This is a genomic window from Vibrio sp. HA2012, assembly GCF_002812955.1.
GTDB lineage: Bacteria > Pseudomonadota > Gammaproteobacteria > Enterobacterales > Vibrionaceae > Vibrio.
Window position 1 is genome coordinate 394425 of the sequence record NZ_PFXK01000003.1, and the last position, 23821, is coordinate 418245.

The following is a 23821-nucleotide window of genomic DNA, read 5'->3' on the forward strand; positions in this document are numbered from 1 at the left end:
TACATTAAATAAAAAACGGCTCGTGTTAAACGGGCCGTTTTTTCTGCTAAAAAGGAAAGACTCTCAAGAGTGTCCTTTATCCATTGGTGATTGACTGAAATTCAGTGGAGTATGGAGCTCTTTGTTTCCACCTATCAACAACTCATCGTCTTCCCCTTCCTCCATAGCATCCTGAACTTTTTCAATCGTCATAAATTCATTGCCATCAATATCCGGGAAATAAGTATCACGTTTATATAACTTATGCAGAGCTTTGATCAGAGAATGCTTTGTTAATGGGCCATTGTGCATTTTTCTGACCAGAGGTTTAAGCATCGACTGGAGACCAACAATAGAATCAACGCCCAGCAAATTACCCACCTCATCACGTCGCTGCTTGGCCCCTTCAAAACCGAACTGGGCCGATAAGAATAGCCAGATATAGGCAATCGCATTACCTTTAGAACCCAGACCAACCCATATTTCTCCGGCATAGAACTGAGCCTCGGCATTCCCCTGCTCTCCGGCTCTTTCATACCAATAAGACGCCCGGATTCTGTCCTGCCCAACGCCGATACCATCACGATAATGATGACCCAGCTTTAACTGCCCCTCAGTACTGCCGTGTTGTGCCGCACGAAAATGCCATTCTGCTGATAACCTTGGATTCGGGTTTAGATTGGACTCTGCAATATACCAGTCTCCGATAAAGATCTGAGCTTCAGTAATATTCTCCTCCGCCAGTTCCTCTATCGCTTTTATTCCCCGCTCGATATCCTGTTCAATACCGTTCCCGGCAATAAACGCCTGACCTAACTTAAACTGAGCCGTTTTATTTCCTTCAGCGGCATCAATCGCCAATTGCCAGAATTTCGCTTTCTCTTTTAAAATAATATCGTCTTTTGCTCTTCCACATACCCGCACCACGCCATACATAGCAACTTCATTACCCAGCAGAGCAGCCCGTTCATACCAGTACAGAGCCTCTCGCAGATTAGTTCGCTCTGCCTCTTTTGCCAGATAAAGCTGTGTCTGAACATGCCCGGTGTCTGCTTTAAATATCCGTTCCTTATGTTCTTCTTCTCTTTGTCTCTCAAGCGCCCGACGGTAAGCCTGTTCCTGCTCAGCTTTTTTTTCTGCTATATTTTTCTTTTTCGCAGAGAGCACCCCCATCCAGATAAAGATGGTAAGAAGGAAAAAAACCGTGATCCCGATAACGATATTCATTGCATTCATCATTCATTGTTGACGTTGCGGCTGTCCGCTTTTATTTATAGCGGCAGCACAACGGAATAAATTAAGATTCTTTCTTAGCCCATCATAAATGATTTCCTCCTTTAGTCAGAGGAAAATCAATATGTTCTACGCCCTCTATTTACTGAACGGGGAGGAAGCCCACACTATTCATTTTGTTACTATACCGGAGTGACTTCAAAATTATCTGCCGAAGAACGAATTTTATTCGCTGAACAACCATTCAGAAGTTACTTCGGTATACACTTTTTCCTGCAACAAAAATGGCATAAAGGTATGCAACAAAAATATGTTATCTATCAGGTCTTCACTCGTCTGTTCGGGAATACCCAGCAAACATATATCCCCTGGGGAAGCTCAGAGCAAAATGGCATTGGTAAATTCAGCCACTTTACCGCCAAGGCACTTCAGGCAATAAAAGAACTGGGGGTAACCCATATCTGGTATACCGGTGTTCCCCATCACGCTCTGCTGACTGACTACCGTGAATACGGGATCCGCAATGATCACCCCTGCGTAGTAAAAGGCCGAGCCGGGTCACCTTATGCAGTAAAAGACTATTACTCTGTCAATCCGGATCTTGCGGACAATCCGGACAAACGACAGGAAGAATTCGATGCCTTAGTTGCCCGCACTCATGCCCATGGTCTTAAGGTGATTATCGACATCGTCCCCAACCATGTTGCCCGATGCTATCAGGGTTTAAATAATCCCGGCGGAGTCACTGATTTAGGAGCAGGTGACAACACATCTGTTGCTTATGCACGAGATAATAATTTTTACTATATTCCCCAGCAGGCATTTGACGTACCGGAAATACCGGATGAGTACCAAACGCTGATCAAAGAATTTTCAACACAGCCCTACCTTGAATATCCGGCAAAATGGACTGGAAACGCAGCCAGAACAGCCAAACCAGATTTTACTGACTGGTATGAAACCGCCAAAATTAACTATGGAGTTCGTCCGGACGGCAGTAAAGACTTTCCAGAACTTCCGGATGACTATGCCGAAAAAGATGACTACCAGCATTATGCATTCTGGCAGGACAAAGACGTGCCGAATTCCTGGATAAAGTTTCGCGATATTGCCCTTTACTGGCTGGATAAAGGCGTTGATGGGTTTCGCTACGATATGGCAGAGATGGTGCCGGTAGAGTTCTGGAGCTATATGAACGCTTCCATCAAGATGCGTAATCCGGACGCTTTTCTGCTGGCAGAGGTATACCAGCCTCATCTGTACCATGACTATCTTTATAAAGGAAAAATGGATTATCTGTACAACAAAGTCGATTTATATGACCTTTTGAAAAATATCATCCAGAAAAAAGCCTCAACCCGCGAGATTGTAACCGTGCAACAACGATTGGCTGATATAGAACCGCATATGCTGCACTTTCTGGAAAACCATGACGAGCAGCGAATCGCCTCTCCGGAATTTGCCGGTAATCCGAACCTTGCCAGGCCTGCAATGCTTCTTAGTGCCACGCTCAGTAAATCCCCGACCATGATCTACTTCGGTCAGGAAGTAGGAGAAGCCGGATCAGAGCAGGCCGGATTCGGCCAGCCTTCCCGCACTTCTATTTTTGATTACATTGGCGTACCAGCCCACCAGCGCTGGATGAATAATGGAAAGTTCGATGGCGGACAACTTTCAGAACAGGAAAAATCTCTACGACAATTTTATCAGTCAGTACTAAATTTCTCTTTGCAGACAAAAGCATTAACCGGACGCTACCACGACCTTTACACTGTAAATCAGGACAATATGGGAGCAGGTCAAGATGACTGCTTTTTGTTTGCAAGAAGACTGGATCAGCAAATAGTGATTGTCGCCGTCAATTTTAATCCAATACAGGGATTCCATTTCCCGGTTCATATACCACAGGAACTGGAATTAACTGAAAACCAGTATTGTCTTAGAGAAATGATTATTGGAGACAATAACATAAAAATAGACGGTAACGCCGGTGAAATTACAGGAGGGCTCACTTTACCACCGTTAGCGGCTTTGGCTTTTTGTTCTGAGTAACACATTAGAGACTAGCACCTCATCCTAAAACACAGTCAGGGATGACGAGAGAGGGAGGAGGAGAACAAATATGCTGAAACAGACTAACGTCACATTACCGTTTTTCATCAAATTAATATTTGTGACTGAGCGCATATTTATCTCTCATCCGGACTCCATCAGGGTAACGGATATCACAAAAATAAACCTTAGCCTCAGGGGCGTAGAGAATAGTAGGATGAGCTTAAGCTTGTCTTTCTACACAATATAGACCGAAGTGAACGGTACAGATACAGCTTGCCGGCCCACCCAACAATATAAATACGATGGAAGAGAACTATGAAAAAAATTACCTTAAGTATGATCGCACTAAGTACTCTGGCCGCTATCAGCCCGTTTAGTGCTAACGCCGCTATTGAAGAAGGACAACTGACTGTCTGGATCGGTGGTGATAAAGGTTACAAAGGATTAGCAGAAGTCGGGGAACGATTTGAAGAAGAGACCGGTATCAAAGTCACCGTTGCTCATCCTAGTTCTCTTCAGGATATGTTCCCACAAACGGCAGCTCTAGGTGATGGCCCGGACATTATGATCTTTGCTCATGACCGATTTGGTGGCTATGCAGAAGCTGGGCTTCTGGCAGAAATTAAACCATCCCAACGAATTCAAGAAGGCACTATCGATTTTGCATGGGATGCCGTGAAATACAAGGGACAGCTTATTGGTTATCCTATCGCTGTAGAATCTCTGTCGCTGATCTATAACAAAGACCTTGTGCCAAACCCACCTCAAAACTGGGAAGAAGTTGAAGCTCTGAATGCCAAACTTCAGAAAGAAGGCAAAAAAGCCATTATGTGGAATCTGAAAGAACCATATTTCACTTGGCCACTGATGGCTGCTGACGGTGGCTATGCATTCAAATACACTCCTGACGGTTATGATATCAAAGATACAGGTGTCGCAAACATTGGCGCGAAGAACTCTATGACATTTGTGAAGAAGCTGGTGGATAAAGGTATTATTTCTTCGGATATGGATTATTCCGTCTCTGAAGCTGAATTCAATCAGGGTCATGTTGCCATGACAATCAACGGCCCATGGTCCTGGAGTAACATAGATAAATCCGGTATCAACTATGGTGTGACTACCCTGCCGAAGTTCAATGGACAATCTTCTAAACCATTTGTTGGTGTTCTGACTGCGGGTATCAGTACCGCATCACCAAACAAAGATCTGGCTGTTGAATTTCTGGAAAACTATCTGCTGACGGATGATGGCCTGCGTACAGTAAACAATGATACTGCACTGGGTGCCGTTGCTCTGAAATCTTTCCAGAAAGAACTGGATAAAGATGTTCGTATTGCAGCAACCATGAATAACGCCATCAACGGCGAAATTATGCCAAATATCCCGGAAATGAATGCCTTCTGGGGTGCGGTTAAAAATGCCATTGTCAATATTGTTGATGACCGTCAGACTGTCGATGCTGCGCTGGCAGACGCTGAAAAACAAATGGTTAAGTAACCCACTGACGTTAATATAACCCCATTCAGCCCGCTACCTTCTGGCGGGCTGAATTATATCCCCAACAGCCTGACCTTCTCTACCTGATACAGTCCTCCCAACACCATAAATTCCTGTTCCCCCTGTAAACTGTGTGGAAGCAGAGACTCAAAACAGGCGATCTTAGTGAGAGGAACCTGAACAGCAAAAATCTGAGAGCCGAACCGGAGTGCCGATTCCGGATCAGCAGTAAACGAGCTGAGATTATTAAACAAACGCACCGACTGACCATCAAGGATATATTCGGGTAACTCACTACACCCCCGATAAAGCGTCAAATGAGTCACCTCAGGATATCGCAAACGCAATTCCTGCTGACAAAAGCTATAAAGCAAATCAAGCTGACTATACAATTCGTTAGTATTATAGGTTGCCCGGGTACACTTTCCTCGGAAGCGCAAATATTCAGGACTGTCAGGACCGGATACAAACTCATGATGAAAGCAGGTTACCAGTCCAAACCGAGATTCAACCCAGCTGCGCCATGCCGCTCCCTGCTCATTATCCGAGTCGAACAGCCACCCCAGCAGTAAACGACGATAGTTGACCTTGGGCCGGGGAGGCGGATCACTTTCTCTCAGTTCCGGTGCTTGCACCTTTGCCAAATGGAACCGTGCCGTCATAAAATCATTAAAACGCAACGCCCGGATATCGGGATCACACTCATCCTGTAAGGCGTTGAATAAACCGGAATACCAGATCCTAATACCATCTATTTCTAAAGGTATCGGACACGTCTGATAAGCCACACTGGCTAAAAGCGATGCCGGAACATTACAATGATTAAGAGGAAACGTGATCTGCAGTAGTAATGCTGCCTCCGCGTCTCCGGGAACATAGATTGATGTATTCACAACACAGGGATCAGAATTCATCAACAATTCCCCCTGTTTTCTGCAATGACCAACAATACAAGGCATCAGCCAGAGAACATATTTCATCATGCCGGTGCAGTGCTTTCAGCCAGTCCCGACGAATGCCAAGATGTCCGTAATATGCTCCGGCCAGTTGTCCAGCAACGGCTGCGGTTGTATCCGCATCATTACCAAGGTTAGCCGCCGCTAGCACACACTCTTCAAAAGATGCCGTATTCACAAAACACCAAAGTGCCGATTCCAGACTTTCAATAACATAACCGCTTCCTGTCAGCTCTTCATACGGTTTAGTCAGAAAAGCACCAGACTTAATCTCGTGAATTTCCTTAGTGTGAGGCTGATAGTCAATGGTACTGAAAGCTAACTTATCTGCACCACTGATTAGACAAGTCAACAATAGTGACAAATAACAGCAAGCGTCAATACAGAGTTCAGATCCATGCGTGGTTCGGGAACTCTCTCCACCATAATGAACTGCCTGATAAGGAAACTGATGATAGAAAATAGGGATGGGGGCTAAACGCATAATTGAGCCGTTTCCGGAACTCCAGCGAGCTCTGGAACCAGCAAAAGGTTCTCCGGTTTTCTGGAAACGACGCAGGGATGAAGAAACACTGACTCCGACATCAAAACAGGTACCGATACTGCTCATATAACCATTATCCAGCCAGTCACAGTAGCGCAGCATTTGATCACGAGCATTAAAGCCATCTGACTCCACCAGGCTATGCCCCAGACACAATGCCATGGAGGTATCATCTGTCCAGTGCCCTTTCTTCAGACAAAAATGACCGCCCCCCACCATATCGGTAATTGGCTTGAATGTTCCACGGGGACGAAACTCTAGCGTCGTTCCAATCGCATCTCCAACAGCCAATCCAATCAGACATCCTCTTGATTTATTCTGAGACTGAGCTATTCGCTGCTCCTGCCCGGAAAACTCCACCATGATGACTCCTTTCATCATTTATTGTCTTTTTGTTCTTGTAGAACAAACATCTTGAGATTATTTCACCATATAGAGTATGACTTTATCCGAAAGGTTAATAAAGCAGCTTTCAGCTTCATTGCACTTGTCATATTTTTCATGTCATTTTCAGGGTATGATTGCTATATGATTATTTTGACCTGAATTTTGTTTAAGTATCCGTAAAATGCCGAGAATTACCATCAAAGATGTAGCAAAAGCTGCCGGTGTATCAATAGCCACTGTCTCAAATGTTATTAATGGTCGTTTAACCAAAGTTAACCCGGAAACGGCCAAGAAAATTCATCAGATTTCACAACAATTGGGTTATCAGAGAGATATGAATGCGGCATCCTTGAAACGGGGAACAAGCAACATGGTCTGGGTTCTGATGCCCAAAGATGACACACATCAGAACAAAGCATTACAGAATAGTCCCTTTTTCAGTGATTTTCTGACAGGTATTGAAAAAGGAGCATCAGACAGCGATTTATATTTCTCATTTATGCGGGTCAAAAATACCGATGAATTACAACGCTTATCTCACGGCCCAGCTCCTAAGGCAGTTATTTTAATCGGTATTTTTCCGGAATCTATCAATCAGATTATTTCTCAGTGGTCATTCAAAACCCTTATTGTTGATAACCATATACTGATGGAAAAATACCCGGCAACTACTCACCTTCACTACCTGAATACCAATGACCGGCAGATGGGTTATATTGCTATGGAGTATCTGATTAAGCTGGGACATCGAAATATAGCAGTACTAGCCGGGCCACTACAGTTATCGGTTGTATACCGGGACAGACTCCATGGGATTAAAGCAGCAGCACAAGCAACAAAAAATGCCTCCTTATCTGTCGTGGAATGCAACTGTGAACTTGATGCCGCTGTAACTGTTTTTGAACAGATAAAAACGTTACTGAGTGAAGGGGTAACCGCCGTACTGGCCATGTCGGATGTTCAGGCTTTAGGCTGCTACCGAGCCGCTAACCTTGCCGGAATAGGGGTTCCGGAAACGTTCTCTCTTATCGGAATGGACAACTTAACCTTATTGAGTTATCTGCCTTTTAATCTGACAACGGTCAGTCAGGATATTGTCCAGAGAGGGTATCAAGCGGTAATGCAACTGGTTAATGATAAAATCAGAGATCAGGCTACTCTGCCAACACTTATTGAAGGGGAAACCTGCCGCCCTGTAAATTGAACAATGACATGAACGGCAGTACTAAATTAATCCAATCTGAGTTATTGAGTTATTGAGTTATTGAGTTAACAAAATACGCCCAGAGAGAGCCGGTACGGTAAATGTCATCCCACCGTCACTATCGACAACCACATTATCAGAACTTAATAAATCTTGTAATGTAGCATCAGACAGATCATCGATATCTAATGTGACTTGTTGTGACTCTGCAGAATTATTAAAAGCAGTCAGGGCATAATCACCATCATATTCCCGCAGCAGAACAATCAGATGTTCATCTAGATACACAGGGGCATCAATACTTCCCCGACGCAAAACAATATTGTCGTTACGCAGCTTAATGAATGTCTTAACATTACTCAGTAAGTCTGTATCCGGATGGCCTCCGGCATCAGCCCATGGGTAAGTTGCTCGGTTATAAGGATCTTTTCCTCCTGTTACCCCTACTTCGTCACCATAAAAGATGGCCGGAGCTCCGGGAAAACTCATCTGAAACAGAATCGCCAGTTCCAGACGCTGTTTAGCTTCGGTAATCACCTCAGCACCGACATCATCCGATGTATAGCCAAACTGGTACAGCGCTCTGGACGCATCGTGGGTCGATAGCAAGTTCATCAGCCCATAGAAAGCCTCTGGTGGATAGTTTTCCCGCATCAGCTCAAAGTTATGGTAGATATCGGATGCTTTGTCTCCCGATGCATAACTCAGTACAGCATCCCGGAAAATATAATTCATAGTGGAGTCAAACATATCTCCCAGCAGGTGTACAGACGCATCAAACCATGTTTCAGCAATGGTCACCGCATCCGGATCATGAGCTTTTACATGGGTACGCCAGTCCCGCCAAAACTCGTTCGACACCCATGGAGCCACATCCATACGCCAACCGTCAGCCCCACGATCCAACCACACATTCATAACAGAATCTTCATTGCCATAGGCAAAAGCTTTCCAGCTGTCACTTTCCGTCAGTTCTGGCAATGTTGAAACACCAGCCCAGCCCAGATACTGATTATCCGCTCTGCTTTCCTGTGGGAAAAATTCATACCAGTCACTATAAGGAGAATCTTTACGAATCTCTTCATCCTCAAATGCACCAATACCATCAAAACGCCCTTCCCGGTCAAAATAGACCGAATCGCTTCCTGTATGATTTAAAGAGGTATCCAGAACTATACGTATATTTCTTTTTTCTGCTTCTGCTGCAAGTGTTTCAAACAAAGCATTATCACCAAAATTATCATCGATATTCAGATAATCTGAGGTGTCATATTTATGGTTACTTGGTGACTCAAACATGGGATTAATATACAGGGTATTCACCCCAAGAGATTGAATATAATCCAGTTTTTCTATGATTCCGGCAATATCCCCCCCGAAGAAATCATTACAATATTCGCCATCTGAACCATCTCCCGGAACCCATGGAGCCTCTGTCCAGCGGGCATGAGATTCGATAGAGTGACCATGATAGGTATCCACCCCGGGTTTAGGATCATTACTTTTGTCACCATTACGAAAACGCTCAGGGAAAATGTAGTAGTAAACGGCATCTTTCGCCCAGTCAGGAATAGTAAAGCCCGGCATATAACTACTGTGACGATAACGATGAATACTGCCGTTGTCATCAGGCTTAAATACCACGGCACCCACACCACCAGCACCACGTTCAGACGTTTCAAATACCTCTAATTTGTTATTTTCCAGTAAATAGGTTTCACCACCTACGACAAACTCAAAGTAATATCCGTAAACCTGAACATCAGGAAAAGTATAACTGGCCTGCCAGCGTTGAGTCTCTCCCTCATCCTCTACAATCATTGGTATGCGTTTAATTTCGGAATAGTGAATGGTATCCTGATTTCCTTTCAGTTCACGGTCCTCAATAATCAGGGTTGCACTTTCTAACCCCGTCTGTGCAGTAAAAGAAAAATCGACATTTTTCCCGGCTTCTACGGCTCCGAAAGGTGATTTATCTTTGAGATTCCTGGAGTTATAACTGGCACTTAATGCAATCGGATCCGTCACTTCTGCCGCTCTGGTATCTACATATGTCTGCGGAGCAATCCGTAATACCGGATTGTGACCATTTGGATCAAAACTGAGCTTAACAGTATAAGCTCCGGAAAATCCGAAATTAAGGTTACCAGTGCTTCCTTTCGCAGACGCATCACTGACTAATGCATTATCAGCCAGATAAACCAAAGGATTTTTATTTCCCGCTGCAGCTCCGAAACTGGTATCAGGACTCCACTCAGCATCTGCAATTTTAAAACTGTATTCCTTATCCAGTGAGACGTTCGCGTAATAACCATCGCAGTAATAAGTCATGGCATAATCACTATTACCTGCCCAGTTGTTAAATTCTCCACGCAAATAAAGCTTTTCTTCAAACGGAGCATCCTGACAAGACTCAATAGATAATGTTGGGTTAGTCAAATCGGATGGTTCGACAATCAGTTTGTACACACCCTCAAAATTATGACTCAGGTTTCCGCCTTGTAATGCCAGAGTTGTTTTGTTGTGTCCGGCCAAAGTATGGCTCTGTTCCGACGCCCCCCAGTTGGTCAATTCAGACCAAGCGGCATCAGCAATTTTAAATTCATAACTACCAGATAAATCGGTAACCAATTCAAACTGATCACACATATAAGTAAAGGCATAATCCTCGACGGCACTCCAGCTGTTCATACCTCCTTTCAGATATATTTTTGTGTCACCAAGAGGATTCTCCGCACAATGTCGTTCCCCCTCCGTTTTGACAGAATCTGGATTCTTTCCTGAATGATAAACAACCGAACTTCCACCACCACAAGCCGTCATTAAACCGGCTGAAGCAAACAATATACACCCGATGACACCATGTCGTCCGGTAACACCATGTTTCATAAATTGACTCCCAATCTCACAAGTAAAACGTTTAACCTTTAAAGAGTAAAACGTTTTACTTGCGCAGTGTGTGACCAGAGTAAAATAATGAGAATTCCATGGATCATTAATTGTATTCAGAACAATTAATACGTTGCTACACGAACCTGGTTTCGTCCGTGTTCCTTCGCCTGATACATGGCAATGTCAGCCCGGTGAATCAACGAATCAATACTTTCACTGCCCTGCCGTTCGGCAACACCAATACTTACACTGACTTTGGGTTTAACTTGCTGATGGTCAATAGACTGCCTGAGCCTTTCCAGAATCTTCTCTGCCTGATCAGCATTATATCCGGGTAAAAGAATGATAAATTCTTCTCCCCCCCATCGGCATACAAAACCAGCATCAGACAAAAGGCGTTGGCACTCTTCGGCAACACGCTGCAGTACCCGATCCCCAATCTGATGACCATAATTGTCATTCACTGACTTAAAATGATCGATATCCAATAAGGCAACAGAACCGACAGCATTAGGCTGTACAGAATTATTAAAACTTCTGTCTACGAGATCATCAAATGCCTGCCGGTTATATATACCGGTTAATTTATCGATAGTAGCCATTCTTTCAAGACGACTTTGATAACTCCGGAAACTAAATTGGGCAATCAGAACGACCATCATGGCAACAAAAATACTGAGGGAAAAATCACTGAAAAGAGTTTGTATAAAAATCTGGCGATTAAATTTATCTTTCTGCTGAACAATAAGATACCACTGGAATTCTTCAACCCAGCGACTGCTGACGTAAAATTCTTCCCCCTCCGCTTTATAGCTGCCACTCGTACTTGGAGCTGTCAAAATTTGAGTTGTAAGCTCTTGTAGTCCTTCTTTTTCCTGAATAGAGCTGAATCCTAATGGATGCGCTCCCTGAAGAGTGACTTGACCGAGTCCATCAATAAAATACACCTCTCGTCCATAACGCTTTTTATATTTTTCAATAACTGTAGCCACAGCATTGGAACTGAGCCCCACGCCTATCACACCAAGAAAGCGATGATCAAAGTCATACACCCGGTAGTTAACAAATACCACGACCTGATCAGGATTAGCCTTATCGTGGTCGATATTGACTTCATAATCTTTTCCCGGGTTTTGAGCTTTTACCCGGAAATACCAGTGATCCTTAGGATCATCTTCCGAAATCCGTTTTAACGCACCGGAATAATGATAATAACGATGGGTGCGGTCTGAAACAAAAAAACTCGTCACAGTTCCATACTGCTGTTTTATCTCGTTAAGATACTGAAAAATTTCCTCCGGCTTCTGCTCACCAGATAACGTCCAGTTACGCACAAAAGTATCCTGTGCCATCAAAGAAGAGATAAAGATAGGACGAATAAGATCTTGCTGAATTTCAGAGTAAATATTGTCACTGGTGAGAGGGAGAGAATCTCGCTGAATTTGATCTTCCAAAGCTTTGTGAGCAACGTGGTAGCTCACAAGGCTGGTAATAATAAAACCAAGCAAAATTAAGATGATAAGTAGCCAGGTAAATTTACTGCGAGTCATTATGCTATCAATCCATAAAAATCCCCGGCACCTCATTGATAACGGGGATAAAAGTCGAATTGCACAATCCTAATATACTAATGATAATTTTCTGTTTAATTACCCATCTCACGTGGCACATGTCACATTTTTATTTTAACATTCCCCATGTCACTCTCCTCATCAGGCATACCTATTGTTGTTCAGCTCAGCGAAACTGTACTTCAACCCTTTGATTTTCGCTCACCTGAAACGGCCCGGCATCAATCACTAATAAGTTATCGTTATAATCCCACTGACTAACCACCTTACCATTAAGCGTCACCTTCTCTATCGCCCGATCTGGCATCAGCCACTCAATATGCAAGCCTCTGGACTCAGGAGCACCAGCATAGTCCCCTGCTGACGATATTAATAGACTAGCAGACGGAGTGTTCACCTTAGTGGTTATGTGTGTTTTGCGTACCGCACCGTTCAGATAGGCGGTCGTCTTACCGTCGTCTTCATACAAGGTAAACTCACTCTGCTTAGCCAAACCAAACACTTTCAGAGCAAGCGTTTCAGGCACTTCACTGCTTAGTGCTTTTTCCTGAGGGTTATAAGGAATAATTGCCCCTTCTCTGGCAAACAGAGGCAATGTGTAGACCTGTTCACCATCCAGTTCCCGCCGTAACGGATAACCGGTGACCACCCTGCCTTTCTCGCCGTTGTAAACCTGATTGGAAGTATAATCAAACCAGGTTCCGGCCGGCAGATAAACATCGGTACTGGTTTGCCACAAATGAGCCACCGCAACCGTCAACAGATCTGACCCAATCATTTTATGATTGGCTCGCACAGCCTGCGTATCTTTCGGATATTCATAACTCAGGCTCGGGAAAACAGGGGCTCCGTTATTGTGGGCAAGATGAGCAAGAGAATACATATACGGGATCAACTGATAACGGCGCTCAAGGTTGTAGCGATTACTGTTAGTTTCACCAATGCGATCCGGTGCAGTTTCCTTGCAGTTACACAAGTTCTCGGTATGCGGGCGAACAGGAACGTCGAGCAGTGAGCTGTAAGCAAACCACTGGGTGTAGGTCTCGTCCAGTGCTTTGGTTTTCTCTTTGCCGATAACACCCAGACCACTACGATGAAAACCACCGATGTCAGAGCCGTAGTAATCCATGCCAGACAGCATCATATTTTCCTGCATCCCGGCATGCACTGCCAGGCTGTCAAGGTTCGAACCAATATCCGCTGACCACATAGAAGCACCGAATTTCTGGATACCCGGCCCGCCGGAACGCGTCATCATAAACGGGCGCTGTTTTGTTCCGTGTGCCTGATAGCCGTTGTAGATACTCTCTATCCAGCGATAGTTGTAGATATTATGGACCTCAGGGTGTGTCTTCTCCTGATAGTAGATGCCCTTACCATTATAGATTTCCGGCTCACCCAGATCGGTCCAGTGCCCCATAACGCCCATATCAATCAACGGCGCACGTTTCCAGTCATGCCAGTATTTAGCGGCTTCAGGATTCGTCCAGTCGATCATGCCACCTTTACCCCACCAGTGGCCGATACCGGTAGAGTCAGTATCAATCGGCTTTCCGGTGTCAGGATCTTTGGCCAGATAACCGGCATCCCCCATCACCTGAAAAGACTTCAGCCCTTCGCTGACATAAGATTCTTCGATAAGCACCATGCCTATCCCCTGCTCTTTCAGACTAGCCACCTTCTTCTCAGGCTGGGGAAAGTTTTTCCGGTCCCAGGTCAGCGAGCCCATCTGACTCATAGGATCAGCACTGCTGACATTACCAAACCATTGCAGGTCCATCACCACGCCATCTACAGGGAAATGGTGCTGTTTCAGGGTATGCAACTTATCATCCAGCTCCTGCCAGTTATCAAAGCCGTATTCCGACAGCCACATACCAAACATCTTCCGTGGCGGTACCAGTGGCTTACCCACCATCCCCATATAAGTGTGTCTTAACTCCGGCAAATCATCAGCAGTAAAAAGGAACAGGCTCCGTTTGCCGTCAGCTGGCTCAATATGCCAGGGCTGCTGCTTAAAATTCCATGTCGCAGACGAGACATTATCCAGATAAAGCGCAAAATCCGGCTTGTCCGGATTCGTCGCATACAAAACCGGAAACTGCGTATTCCCGGTCGCGCCACCATTAAACGCTTCCATCTTATTCCCGGAGTGACGGACTTTGCCATTCCAGCTGCCGTCAATCACACCCGGATTCTGAAACTCCTGCCCCAGCCCGTTTAAACGGTACGACTGTCCGGCTCTCACTGTCAGACCATCACTTTGATCCGGGCAGATCACCGCCAACGGTTCGCTGTGCTGAGTTTTAACATCGACACACAAAGTCCGGCTATCCACGTTGGCTTTCAGATCAGTGGTAGAAAAGGAGCTGCTGCCGATATGCAGATCACCTTGAGAAAGCTGATGCTCTACCGTAATAAATTCTGACGGTTCTGGTAATTGAATATCTCCGGCACTCTGATAAACCAGCTGGATCATATTGTTGCTATAGGCTTTTACCACCAGCTTCTGAGCTTCATCGCGCGATTTTTCCGCCAGTTCAGTAAAATGGGCATCAGTAAAGCGGTGACCTAAAGCCTTCTCCAAAGCAATTCTGAACTCCGCTTCAGAGAAAAATACTTCTTTGTACAAAGGGCGCAACTTCGTTGGCAGTTTCATTTCCGGATAGGCTTTCCCCATCCGGAATACATCGACCGCTCTGAGCTGATATTTTTCTCCGCTGAAAAACTGAAAAGTATCTGTGACCTCTGCGGCAGAGGCCAATGTGCCCGCCATGCACAACAGGGCGAAAAGGTACGGTTTGGTTTTCACTGACATTGTCTTTCTCTTTTAGGCGTCAAGCTGGATCACAAAGGACTCATATGGTTGAAGGCTGAATTCTTGTTCTAGCTGTTCACGTGGCTGGTAATTACTGATCAGGCAGCTTCCTTTAAGACCCGCCAGTGAAGGCGGCAGGGATACCGGACATACTGCATCACCGAAGTTGTTCATCACCAACAGCGTTTCGTTGTTATCTCGGCGCAGATAAGCAAATACTTGCTCATAGTCTTCCAGCAAAGGTTCAAAATCACCGTAGATAATACAAGGATGCTGTTTACGCAACCGGATAAGTTTCTGATAATGGTAAAAAATAGAGTCAGGATCATCCAGAGCAGCAGCCACGTTAATTTCAGCATAGTTCGGATTGACCTCAATCCATGGCTGTCCTTGCGTAAAGCCGCCATGCTTACTGTTTTCCCATTGCATCGGTGTTCTGGCATTATCCCGACTATTTTTATGCAGAGCATGCATCATGGCTTCATGAGAAACTCCGGAGGCTGTACGCTCCCGATAAAGATTCAGGGTTTCAACATCGCGATACTGACCCAATTGCTCAAAAGACACATTAGTCATACCAATTTCTTCACCCTGATAGATATAAGGTGTCCCTTTCAGGCAATGCAGTACGGTCGCCAGCATTTTGGCCGATTCCACCCGATACTCTTTATCATTTCCATACTGAGACACCGCTCGCGGCAAATCATGATTATTCCAGAACAGTGAATTCCAGCCTTCATCCGCCAGTTCCAGTTGCCATTTTGTCAGCACCCGCTTAAAAGCTTTCAGCTCCAGATCGACCGGATTCCATTTGTCCCCGTTCCCCCAGGTCAGAGTAATGTGCTCAAACTGAAATACCATGGATAACTCTTCTCGATCCGGATGGCTGTACAACTTAGCAATTTCCGGGTTAGCCCCCCAGGTTTCCCCTACCGTCATCAGATCTTTTGTACCAAACGTTGCCCGGTTCATCTGCTGTAGCAATGGGTGTAAACGCTCACCATTATCTGTAATACCCTTGTCTATCTCTTTGCCTATCAGTTCGATCACATCCATCCGGAATCCGCCAATACCCTGATCTATCCACCAGTTCATCATCTTATGGACTTCTTCCTGAACCCGCGGGTTTTCCCAGTTCAAATCCGGTTGTTTACGAGTGAAAAGATGAAAATAGTATTGACCCGTTGTTTTATCCCACTCCCACGCAGAGCCACCAAAAATAGAAGGTATATCGCTTGGAGCACTACCGTCCGGATTAGGATCGCGCCAGATATAATAATCCCGGTATGGATTATCCCGGGATTTTTTAGCTTCAGTAAACCAGTGGTGTTCATCCGAGGTATGATTCACTACCAAATCCATCACAATGCGAATGCCACGTTGTCTGGCCTCATCCAGCAGCTCATGCATATCTTCCAGCGTGCCAAATTCTTCTGCGATCGCCTGATAGTCAGAAATATCATAACCGTTATCATCCATAGGTGAACGGTAGACCGGAGACAGCCAGATAACATCCACCCCCAGCTTCTGAAGATAATCCAATTTACTGATAATTCCCGGTATATCGCCGATTCCATCGTTATCAGAATCATAAAAACTGCGCGGATAAACCTGATATACCACGGCATCATGCCACCATTTCTTGTCCATCTTTAAACCTCACTGTATTTATATACTTATTCTGTACCGATTACGGTTTTGACCGAATCGAATTAACCGCTTCGACAAAAGCTTGCTGAGCTCCCTCGACACCCAGAACTTTCGCTTCCTCCAGCAACCCCAGAGCTTTAGGAATATTATTTTCGGTAACCGCTTTTGTAATAGAAGAGCGATAATACGAAACCGTTTCTGGCTGAGTTTCAGTAAGAACAGACTTACTCTCAGGTAAAACCGCCCTTTTTACTTCTTTTTCAGAAGCGGGTCTGACAGGGACAGCCGTATGTTTTACTGACTGAAAAGAAAGTGTTTTAACGTCAACGGATACCTGACCACTCTGAGAATGAACATAATGCAGATCCGTTACCATCGGCATTGCTTCACCCAGTTCTTTTGCCCGAACCTTTGCTGGGTGATCCACGGTGATCTGCCTGCCCAGATACTCTTCTGGCGTGTAAATGACGATATAAGGGGTTTTCCGGGCATCAACTTTAAAATCCGCAGAATACTGAGTCTTAGTAAATGCATCAGATGTCTTAATATCGAATTGTTCCAGTGTGGTGAAATCTACCGGATTAAAATCTGCATCCAGTGAAACCATTTTCGGCGCAAAAACCTTACCATCAATCATAAAGCTGCTGATGCTGACAGTGACGATGGCTGAACGGTCTGCAAACTCAAATGCACTAAAGTAGCTATTGCCGTCCTGAAAGGCAGCAGCATCCGAATCAGCGTTAAGGTGAAAATTAAGCGTTTCATTTGCCGCCAGTTTGATAAATGGCAATTGAGAAAGTTGAGTACAACACACATCAGAATAAGGAATAAGTTCTGGCTCAGCTGCTGGCGTCGCAGGAGGAGTTGAACCACAAGCAGTTAATAGAGAGCCGAGGAGTAAAGTGAGAATGGTTTTATTTGTTTTCATAATTATTTCTCTTTAAAGCAAAAAAGGCAGCCGGAATGGCTGCCTGTTATCTTAGGGAGGTTAGAACCAGATTTCTGCGTGTACGCCAACGATAACTTCTTTGTCATCATCAGAAATACCAATGATCGCAGCACTTTCTTCATCATCAGCCTTAATATAGCTGATGTATGGCTTGATCTGAGGACGACCAAAGAAGTCGGCATTTACCGTCAGAGGCGTCGCAATTTCCAGATTAATATAGCTGCCTTCTACCGCATCACCTGAACGGCTCCAGTCACCTTCATCACCCACTTCTTCATATCCGTAAGAAGCCGTAAATTCCAGACGCAGGTTGTCATTCACTTTATAGGAAGGACGTACTGCAAGCAGATAACGTGTCAGCTCAGTGCCCCACAGTTCATCCAGCGTACCAAGATAAGTCACTTCAGAACCCATCTGCCATTTGTCCGAGATATTCAATACCCCATACGATGTCAGGAAGATAGAGTTTTCACCTTCTGTACCGCCAGACCACTGACCAAAGTTCACACGGTGGGTTGCTGCATCTTCACCATAAGCAATAGCAGACTGAGCCCAGCCATCCAGGCCATAATAGCTTGAGTTCAGTGTAATCGATGCACCGACACCATCATCCGCCGTCGTACCAGATGTATTCGCCTGCTTGATGTATTTCAGGTCAAAATCCAGTCGGCCAATACCAATATCAACGCCGTACAAATAAAGATCATGAGAAGTCAGAGTCGTGCGTTCCGCATTATGAGTTTCATATCCGGCATCAGGATCCGCTTCCATAACAGCAAAACCTGCCGTGTTACCTGAAATCTTAGTCTGGATACCGGCACCCACACCTGAAGACTGTTTCCAGAATTCACCAGAAAGCAGACCTGAAGACCGATTCAGAAAACGCTGTCCCGCCCAGACTGAAGTATCTTCACCCAAATATGGCAATGCACCGATTTCAATAAAGGTTTCTTTGACTTCAAACTGGTTTTCATCGTTCGACTTCTGGCCACCGGAAGAAGAGTAAGCATAAGAGTTACCGTTACCATATTCAGAACGGACGACAAAATCAGACCATACGCCATTGGCATGTTCTGTATGTTTTTTCACGGTAATCTCAACCTGGTTGGTACTTCTGCCTAAAGTACCGGCAGTTTTATAATCAGGTTTACCGTATTCATTGTCTGTGGTTTCACCATCAACCTGACGGACATTCATGGACGCATAACCATGCACTTCCCAGCCATCGGTGATTACATCAGTACCATTGACTTTTTCTGCAGCAAAAGCAGAACCGGTAACAAATGCGGTTGCCACTGCTGCGGCAAGTACGCTAACTTTTTTCATATCGCTAACTCCTGAACGATTCGTTATTTTTAATTGTCCTTTTACATAGGGCCAACTTATCAAGGCAGTAAATAAGTTGCTGTTTGCGAAAGGTTAAGTTGTCTGGGAGTGACCTCCCCCGTTTTGTTTCAACGGTGAAGATATTAAGCGGTTACGAACAGGCTGACGTCCTCCACCCTTGTCTAATTCAGGGGGGAGGAGAAAGGCGGAGAAAATGTTGGCTAACCCCTTTTTGTTGAGTTCATCACTGATCTGAGGCTGATTTTGAGGAGGAGCGGGACTAAATCCGGCAGAAAAATGTTACTGTCATCAAATTTTCATGTTCATTTCTCTGTGTAATATTTTAATTATATTTTTATTCCACGCAGAAAAAGGAGGTTGATCTTTCTACTACTAGAGCTTTTACTTAGAGTTCAGAATATACTAAATTCAAAATGATACCGAACCAGAACATATAAAAATGAATCATTCGTACTCACGCCCTTATCCACTGGGCGCTACGTTAGATAGTAGTGGATGCAATTTTTCGATTTATGCACCTCACCATAATGATATTGTGCTGGTGCTTTTCGGTGAAAACGATGAGTTTACCGTTCACGAACTTGAAGGAAATTATGCCGGAAGCCGTCATACCTATATCGAGGGCGTAGTGGCGGGGCAGAAGTATGGCTACAAGGTAGAAACCCAAAATGGTTCTCTTCTGCTTTCTGATCCTTATGCCCGGGCTTTAGATAAGCCCTTATACTATAAGCCGCCATTCACCCCGGAAAAAGGTTGGGAGATCAGTAAATGTGTGGTAACCGATAACCGGTTTGACTGGCAGGATACCCATCCACCACGCATTCCCCGTGAAGAAACGGTTCTGTTCGAAACCCATGTCAAAGGGTTAACTAAACTGCACCCGGAAGTCACGTCATCGCAGCAGGGACATTATCTGGGGCTGGTCAGTGCCCCTATGCTGGCGTTCTATAAAGCGCAGAATATCAATACCCTGCAATTACTTCCTATCGCTGCATGCATGCATGAAGAACACCTGCTGAAACAGGACAGAGTCAATTACTGGGGATATAACCCGTTTCTGTTTATGGTTCCGGATCCAAGATATGCCAAACGCGATGCAGTTATTGAGCTGAAAACCGCTATCAGAGAGCTACACAGGCATGGCATAGAAGTCATTCTGGATGTGGTTTACAACCACACAGCCGAAGGGGGAACCGGCGGTCCCGTCTTTAACCTGAAAGAGTTGGACTCCAGATACTATATTCGCCATGGAGAGCATTTTGCCAATTTTGCTGGTTGCGGAAATACTCTGGATCTGACCCATCAGGCCACACTTAATCTGGTCATGGACTCTCTGCGTTATTGGGTTCAGGAGTTTCATGTTGACGGATTCCGCTTTGATCTGGCTGCAACTCTGGGACGTAATGGGGATCAGTTTAATTACCACTCCGCTTTCTTTAAATCTGTCGCACAAGATCCTGTGCTCAAAGAAATTAAACTGATAGCCGAACCCTGGGACATTGGACCAAACGGATATCAGGTTGGCGGATTCCCGGATGGCTGGAACGAATGTAACGACAAATTTCGCGATATTACCCGCAGTTTCTGGCGCGGAGACAGCGGTTTTCTGAAAGAGTTTGCCACTCGTTTAATGGGATCCAGGGATCTCTACAGTGCCAGCCGGTGGCCGCAAAAACTGACAGTCAATTACATTACTTATCACGATGGTTTTACGCTTCAGGATCTGGTTTCCTACAAGCACAAACATAATGAAGCTAATGGAGAGAATAACCACGACGGCCATGGTGATAACCGTTCTGACAATTATGGTGAAGAGGGAAAAACCGCCAATATGATGATTATTGCAGTCAGAGAAAAGCAAAAACGTAATTTTATGGCAAGCCTGCTGTTCTCCTTTGGTATTCCTCATATTCTCACCGTTGACACCTTATCGCATACACAAAACGGCAATAATAATGCGTACTGTCAGGATAACGAACTAAGTTGGCTCAATTGGTCAGAATCAGATCTGAAACATGATTTCCAACGTTGGCTAAGCGAAGTCATTGCTGCCCGGAAAATCTATATGACACCATTTATCAGAGCTTTTAGTGGTGAACAGCGCAACCAAAACCGGGTTGGCTGGCGGCGTCCTGATGGCAAGCATATGGAACATGATGACTGGAACCAGCTCAATGCAGTAGCACTGCATCTTGGTATCGACCAAGATGGTGATGAACTGATCTACCTGATCAACCAATCCAGTGCCACTGCACGTTTCAAGCTTCCATCAGACAAAAATCAGCAGTGGATGACCATTTGTGACACAAACCTGCGAGATAACATCAGCGATCAGGTCATTAATGACATGCAACTAGCCCCTGCCTCTATGGCTATCCTGCATGCCTCCACAAAACCACCAGTGGTAGCCTCGGAAGAACAAGAAGAAACCGGCACAAAAGATATTCCCGAAAACAAAAGAAATGAGAAGAAAAAAGGCAAATCCTTTCTGGGTATACTAAGAAATAAATCCCTCACCCAAAGCCCTCAGCACTAGATTTCTGCTGACTCGAACCAACTCTCGCATGCCTTATACCGAAGCAACTTCAGGATTAAGAACCTCGGTATAAGGTACGCGGGACTGGTTGTTTTTGCATAAGCATGTTGTAATGTGTTCTCAAAATCCCGCCTGATATTCTTCTCAGGTTGTTCTTGCTCAACATGAACACGACAGGCTCCGGTACACCATATTTCTTTGTAGTCCGAGTAAATACTGTCACTCACTCCGGGATAACAATAATAGGACGATGTATGTATAAATTGTTTGAAGGTCTGACTCAGGCTTTCCCCCAACAAGACCCCTGTCAGCCTCCGAAAGGATTGCTGGCTTTTTGCCGCCACTACACCCGGGGGTTTGAAAAGCCATTACTGCTTATGGCATTACTCAGCACTATAGTTGCCATCATCGAAGTTTCTCTGTTTGGTTTCATGGGACAACTGGTTGACTGGCTGTCCAGCCATGATCCGGAAACATTTTTGCAGGAAAACAGTACCACACTCTGGGGACTGGGTATTCTGTTGCTGGTGATTATGCCTGCGCTGGTTATCACCTACTCACTGGTTATCCATCAGAGCCTGCTGGGTAACTATCCCATGTCTATCCGCTGGCTTGCACACCGCTACCTGTTGAAACAAAGTCTGTCTTTCTATCAGGATGAGTTTGCCGGACGAATAGCAACCAAAGTCATGCAAACGGCGCTGGCCGTTCGTGAAACGGTAATGAAATTGCTGGATGTATTTGTGTATGTATCCGTCTATTTTACAGCCATTCTGGTAATGTTGGCACAGGCAGACTGGCGTCTGATGATGCCGATGCTGGTCTGGCTGGCAGCTTATATCTGTATCCAGTTCTATTTTGTGCCGAAGCTTAAGGCCGTATCTTCGGAGCAGGCAGATGCCCGTTCCACAATGACCGGACGTATCGTAGATAGCTACACCAATATTGCAACGGTTAAACTGTTCTCCCACAGTAAAAGAGAGACTCAGTATGCGGAAGAAGGTATGGATCAGTTTCTGGATACTGTACACCGGCAAATGCGTCTGGTTACCGGCTTCAATGTTAGTGTTGAGATAGCCAACTATCTGCTTCTGTTCAGTATCATTTCTAGCTCCATCCTGCTCTGGATGCACAGTGCCATTACCGTAGGAGCCATTGCAATAGCCATGAGCCTTGCTTTACGTATTAACGGTATGTCGAAATGGATTATGTGGGAAATTGGCGGACTGTTTGAAAATATGGGTACTGTAATGGACGGGATGTCTACCCTATCCAGACCAATCAGTATTCAGGACAAACCCAAAGCTCAGCCACTGCAAGTTACACAGGGCAGTATTGAATTCGATAACGTCAGCTTCCATTATGGTGATAAAGATAAAGGAATTATCAGCAATCTTAATCTGCATATAAAACCGGGTGAGAAAGTCGGACTGGTCGGCCGCTCCGGGGCAGGAAAATCTACACTGGTAAACCTTTTGCTACGCTTTCATGACGTAGAAGAAGGACAAATCAAAATTGACGGGCAGGCTATCTCTGACGTTACACAAGACTCCCTGCGTAGTAATATCGGAATGGTTACTCAGGATACCTCTCTTCTGCACCGCTCTATCAGAGAAAATATCCTCTATGGAAACCCGGATGCATCTGAAGAAGAACTTCTCAGAGCAACAAAACAGGCTCATGCGCATGAATTTATTGAGTTACTGAATGATCCTTACGGTAATATCGGTTATGACGCCCAGGTTGGGGAGCGGGGAGTCAAACTTTCCGGAGGCCAGCGACAACGCGTCGCCATCTCCCGAGTTCTGCTGAAAGATGCTCCCCTGCTCATTCTGGATGAAGCCACCTCAGCACTGGACTCTGAAGTGGAAGCCGCTATTCAGGAAAGTCTGAATGAACTGATGGAAGGTAAAACCGTCATTGCGATTGCTCATCGTCTATCCACCATTGCTGCTATGGATAAATTGATCGTACTGGATAAAGGGCAGATTGTTGAACAGGGAACCCATCAGGAACTGATCCACGGTAACGGGATCTATGCTCACCTCTGGCAGCACCAGACCGGAGGGTTCATCTGTTGTGATGAAAACTAAGTTTACCTATCCTCCAGAGCGTTAGCTTTACACTGTAAATAGCAAAAAACCCGGCTTAATCAGATTAAGCCGGGTTTCTTTACTGTAAGAACCGGGAAGAGCAGAGA

Annotated in this window: 14 protein-coding genes; 5 read left to right on the plus strand and 9 right to left on the minus strand. The window is 45.1% G+C overall.

Annotated features, from left to right (window positions below; translation table 11 throughout):
• Positions 1-63: 63 nt before the first annotated feature.
• The gene (locus CSW98_RS07970) at positions 64-1206 is read right to left on the minus strand and encodes a tetratricopeptide repeat protein (protein WP_232733490.1); all 1143 of its coding nucleotides are present in this window, start codon (positions 1204-1206) and stop codon (positions 64-66) included.
• Positions 1207-1509: 303 nt separating this feature from the next.
• On the opposite strand from CSW98_RS07970, the gene CSW98_RS07975 reads away from it, so the two are divergent.
• Together CSW98_RS07975 and malE are read left to right on the plus strand one after the other, a co-directional pair.
• Complete coding sequence (locus tag CSW98_RS07975) at positions 1510-3264, plus strand: alpha-amylase family glycosyl hydrolase (RefSeq protein WP_100800048.1); 1755 nt, start codon at positions 1510-1512, stop codon at positions 3262-3264.
• A gap of 318 nt (positions 3265-3582) precedes the next feature.
• Complete coding sequence (gene malE / locus CSW98_RS07980; protein WP_100799936.1) at positions 3583-4767, plus strand: maltose/maltodextrin ABC transporter substrate-binding protein MalE; 1185 nt, start codon at positions 3583-3585, stop codon at positions 4765-4767.
• A gap of 53 nt (positions 4768-4820) precedes the next feature.
• On the opposite strand, the gene CSW98_RS07985 is transcribed toward malE, so the two are convergent.
• Entirely contained in the window at positions 4821-5681 is an 861-nt protein-coding gene (locus tag CSW98_RS07985; protein WP_157810365.1) for an NAD(+)--dinitrogen-reductase ADP-D-ribosyltransferase, read from the minus strand.
• Positions 5671-6648 (minus strand): ADP-ribosylglycohydrolase family protein, encoded by a 978-nt coding sequence (locus CSW98_RS07990; RefSeq protein ID WP_198517312.1) that lies wholly within the window; start codon positions 6646-6648, stop codon positions 5671-5673. The genes CSW98_RS07985 and CSW98_RS07990 overlap by 11 nt, the downstream gene beginning before the upstream one ends.
• 187 nt (positions 6649-6835) lie before the next feature.
• Between CSW98_RS07990 and CSW98_RS07995 the strand changes: the two genes are divergently transcribed.
• Positions 6836-7858, plus strand: coding sequence for a LacI family DNA-binding transcriptional regulator (locus CSW98_RS07995; RefSeq protein WP_100799939.1), 1023 nt, complete (start codon positions 6836-6838; stop codon positions 7856-7858).
• A gap of 57 nt (positions 7859-7915) precedes the next feature.
• On the opposite strand, the gene CSW98_RS08000 is transcribed toward CSW98_RS07995, so the two are convergent.
• The 6 genes from CSW98_RS08000 to CSW98_RS08025 all read right to left on the minus strand — a co-directional run bounded on the left by CSW98_RS08000 (position 7916) and on the right by CSW98_RS08025 (position 19064).
• On the minus strand, positions 7916-10747 hold the full coding sequence (locus tag CSW98_RS08000; RefSeq protein WP_100799940.1) for an alpha-amylase family glycosyl hydrolase: 2832 nt from the start codon (positions 10745-10747) through the stop codon (positions 7916-7918).
• A 125-nt stretch (positions 10748-10872) separates the two neighbouring features.
• Complete coding sequence (locus CSW98_RS08005) at positions 10873-12300, minus strand: sensor domain-containing diguanylate cyclase (RefSeq protein WP_100799941.1); 1428 nt, start codon at positions 12298-12300, stop codon at positions 10873-10875.
• 187 nt (positions 12301-12487) lie between these two features.
• Complete coding sequence (locus tag CSW98_RS08010) at positions 12488-15139, minus strand: glycoside hydrolase family 31 protein (protein WP_100799942.1); 2652 nt, start codon at positions 15137-15139, stop codon at positions 12488-12490.
• A 12-nt stretch (positions 15140-15151) separates the two neighbouring features.
• Complete coding sequence (locus tag CSW98_RS08015) at positions 15152-16789, minus strand: glycoside hydrolase family 13 protein (protein ID WP_100799943.1); 1638 nt, start codon at positions 16787-16789, stop codon at positions 15152-15154.
• Positions 16790-16829: 40 nt separating this feature from the next.
• A complete protein-coding gene (locus CSW98_RS08020; protein ID WP_100799944.1) occupies positions 16830-17717 on the minus strand; it encodes a MalM family protein in 888 nt (295 codons plus the stop codon).
• Positions 17718-17777: 60 nt separating this feature from the next.
• Positions 17778-19064, minus strand: a complete 1287-nt coding sequence (locus CSW98_RS08025) for a carbohydrate porin (RefSeq protein WP_100799945.1) — start codon at positions 19062-19064, stop codon at positions 17778-17780.
• Positions 19065-19524: 460 nt separating this feature from the next.
• Here CSW98_RS08025 and glgX point away from each other — a divergent pair, with 460 nt between their 5' ends.
• Positions 19525-21621 (plus strand): glycogen debranching protein GlgX, encoded by a 2097-nt coding sequence (gene glgX, locus CSW98_RS08030; RefSeq protein WP_100799946.1) that lies wholly within the window; start codon positions 19525-19527, stop codon positions 21619-21621.
• A 254-nt stretch (positions 21622-21875) separates the two neighbouring features.
• Positions 21876-23714 carry an ABC transporter ATP-binding protein gene (locus tag CSW98_RS08035; RefSeq protein ID WP_100799947.1) on the plus strand — a complete coding sequence of 613 codons (1839 nt, stop codon included), beginning with the start codon at positions 21876-21878 and terminating at the stop codon, positions 23712-23714.
• The last annotated feature ends 107 nt before the right edge of the window (positions 23715-23821 follow it).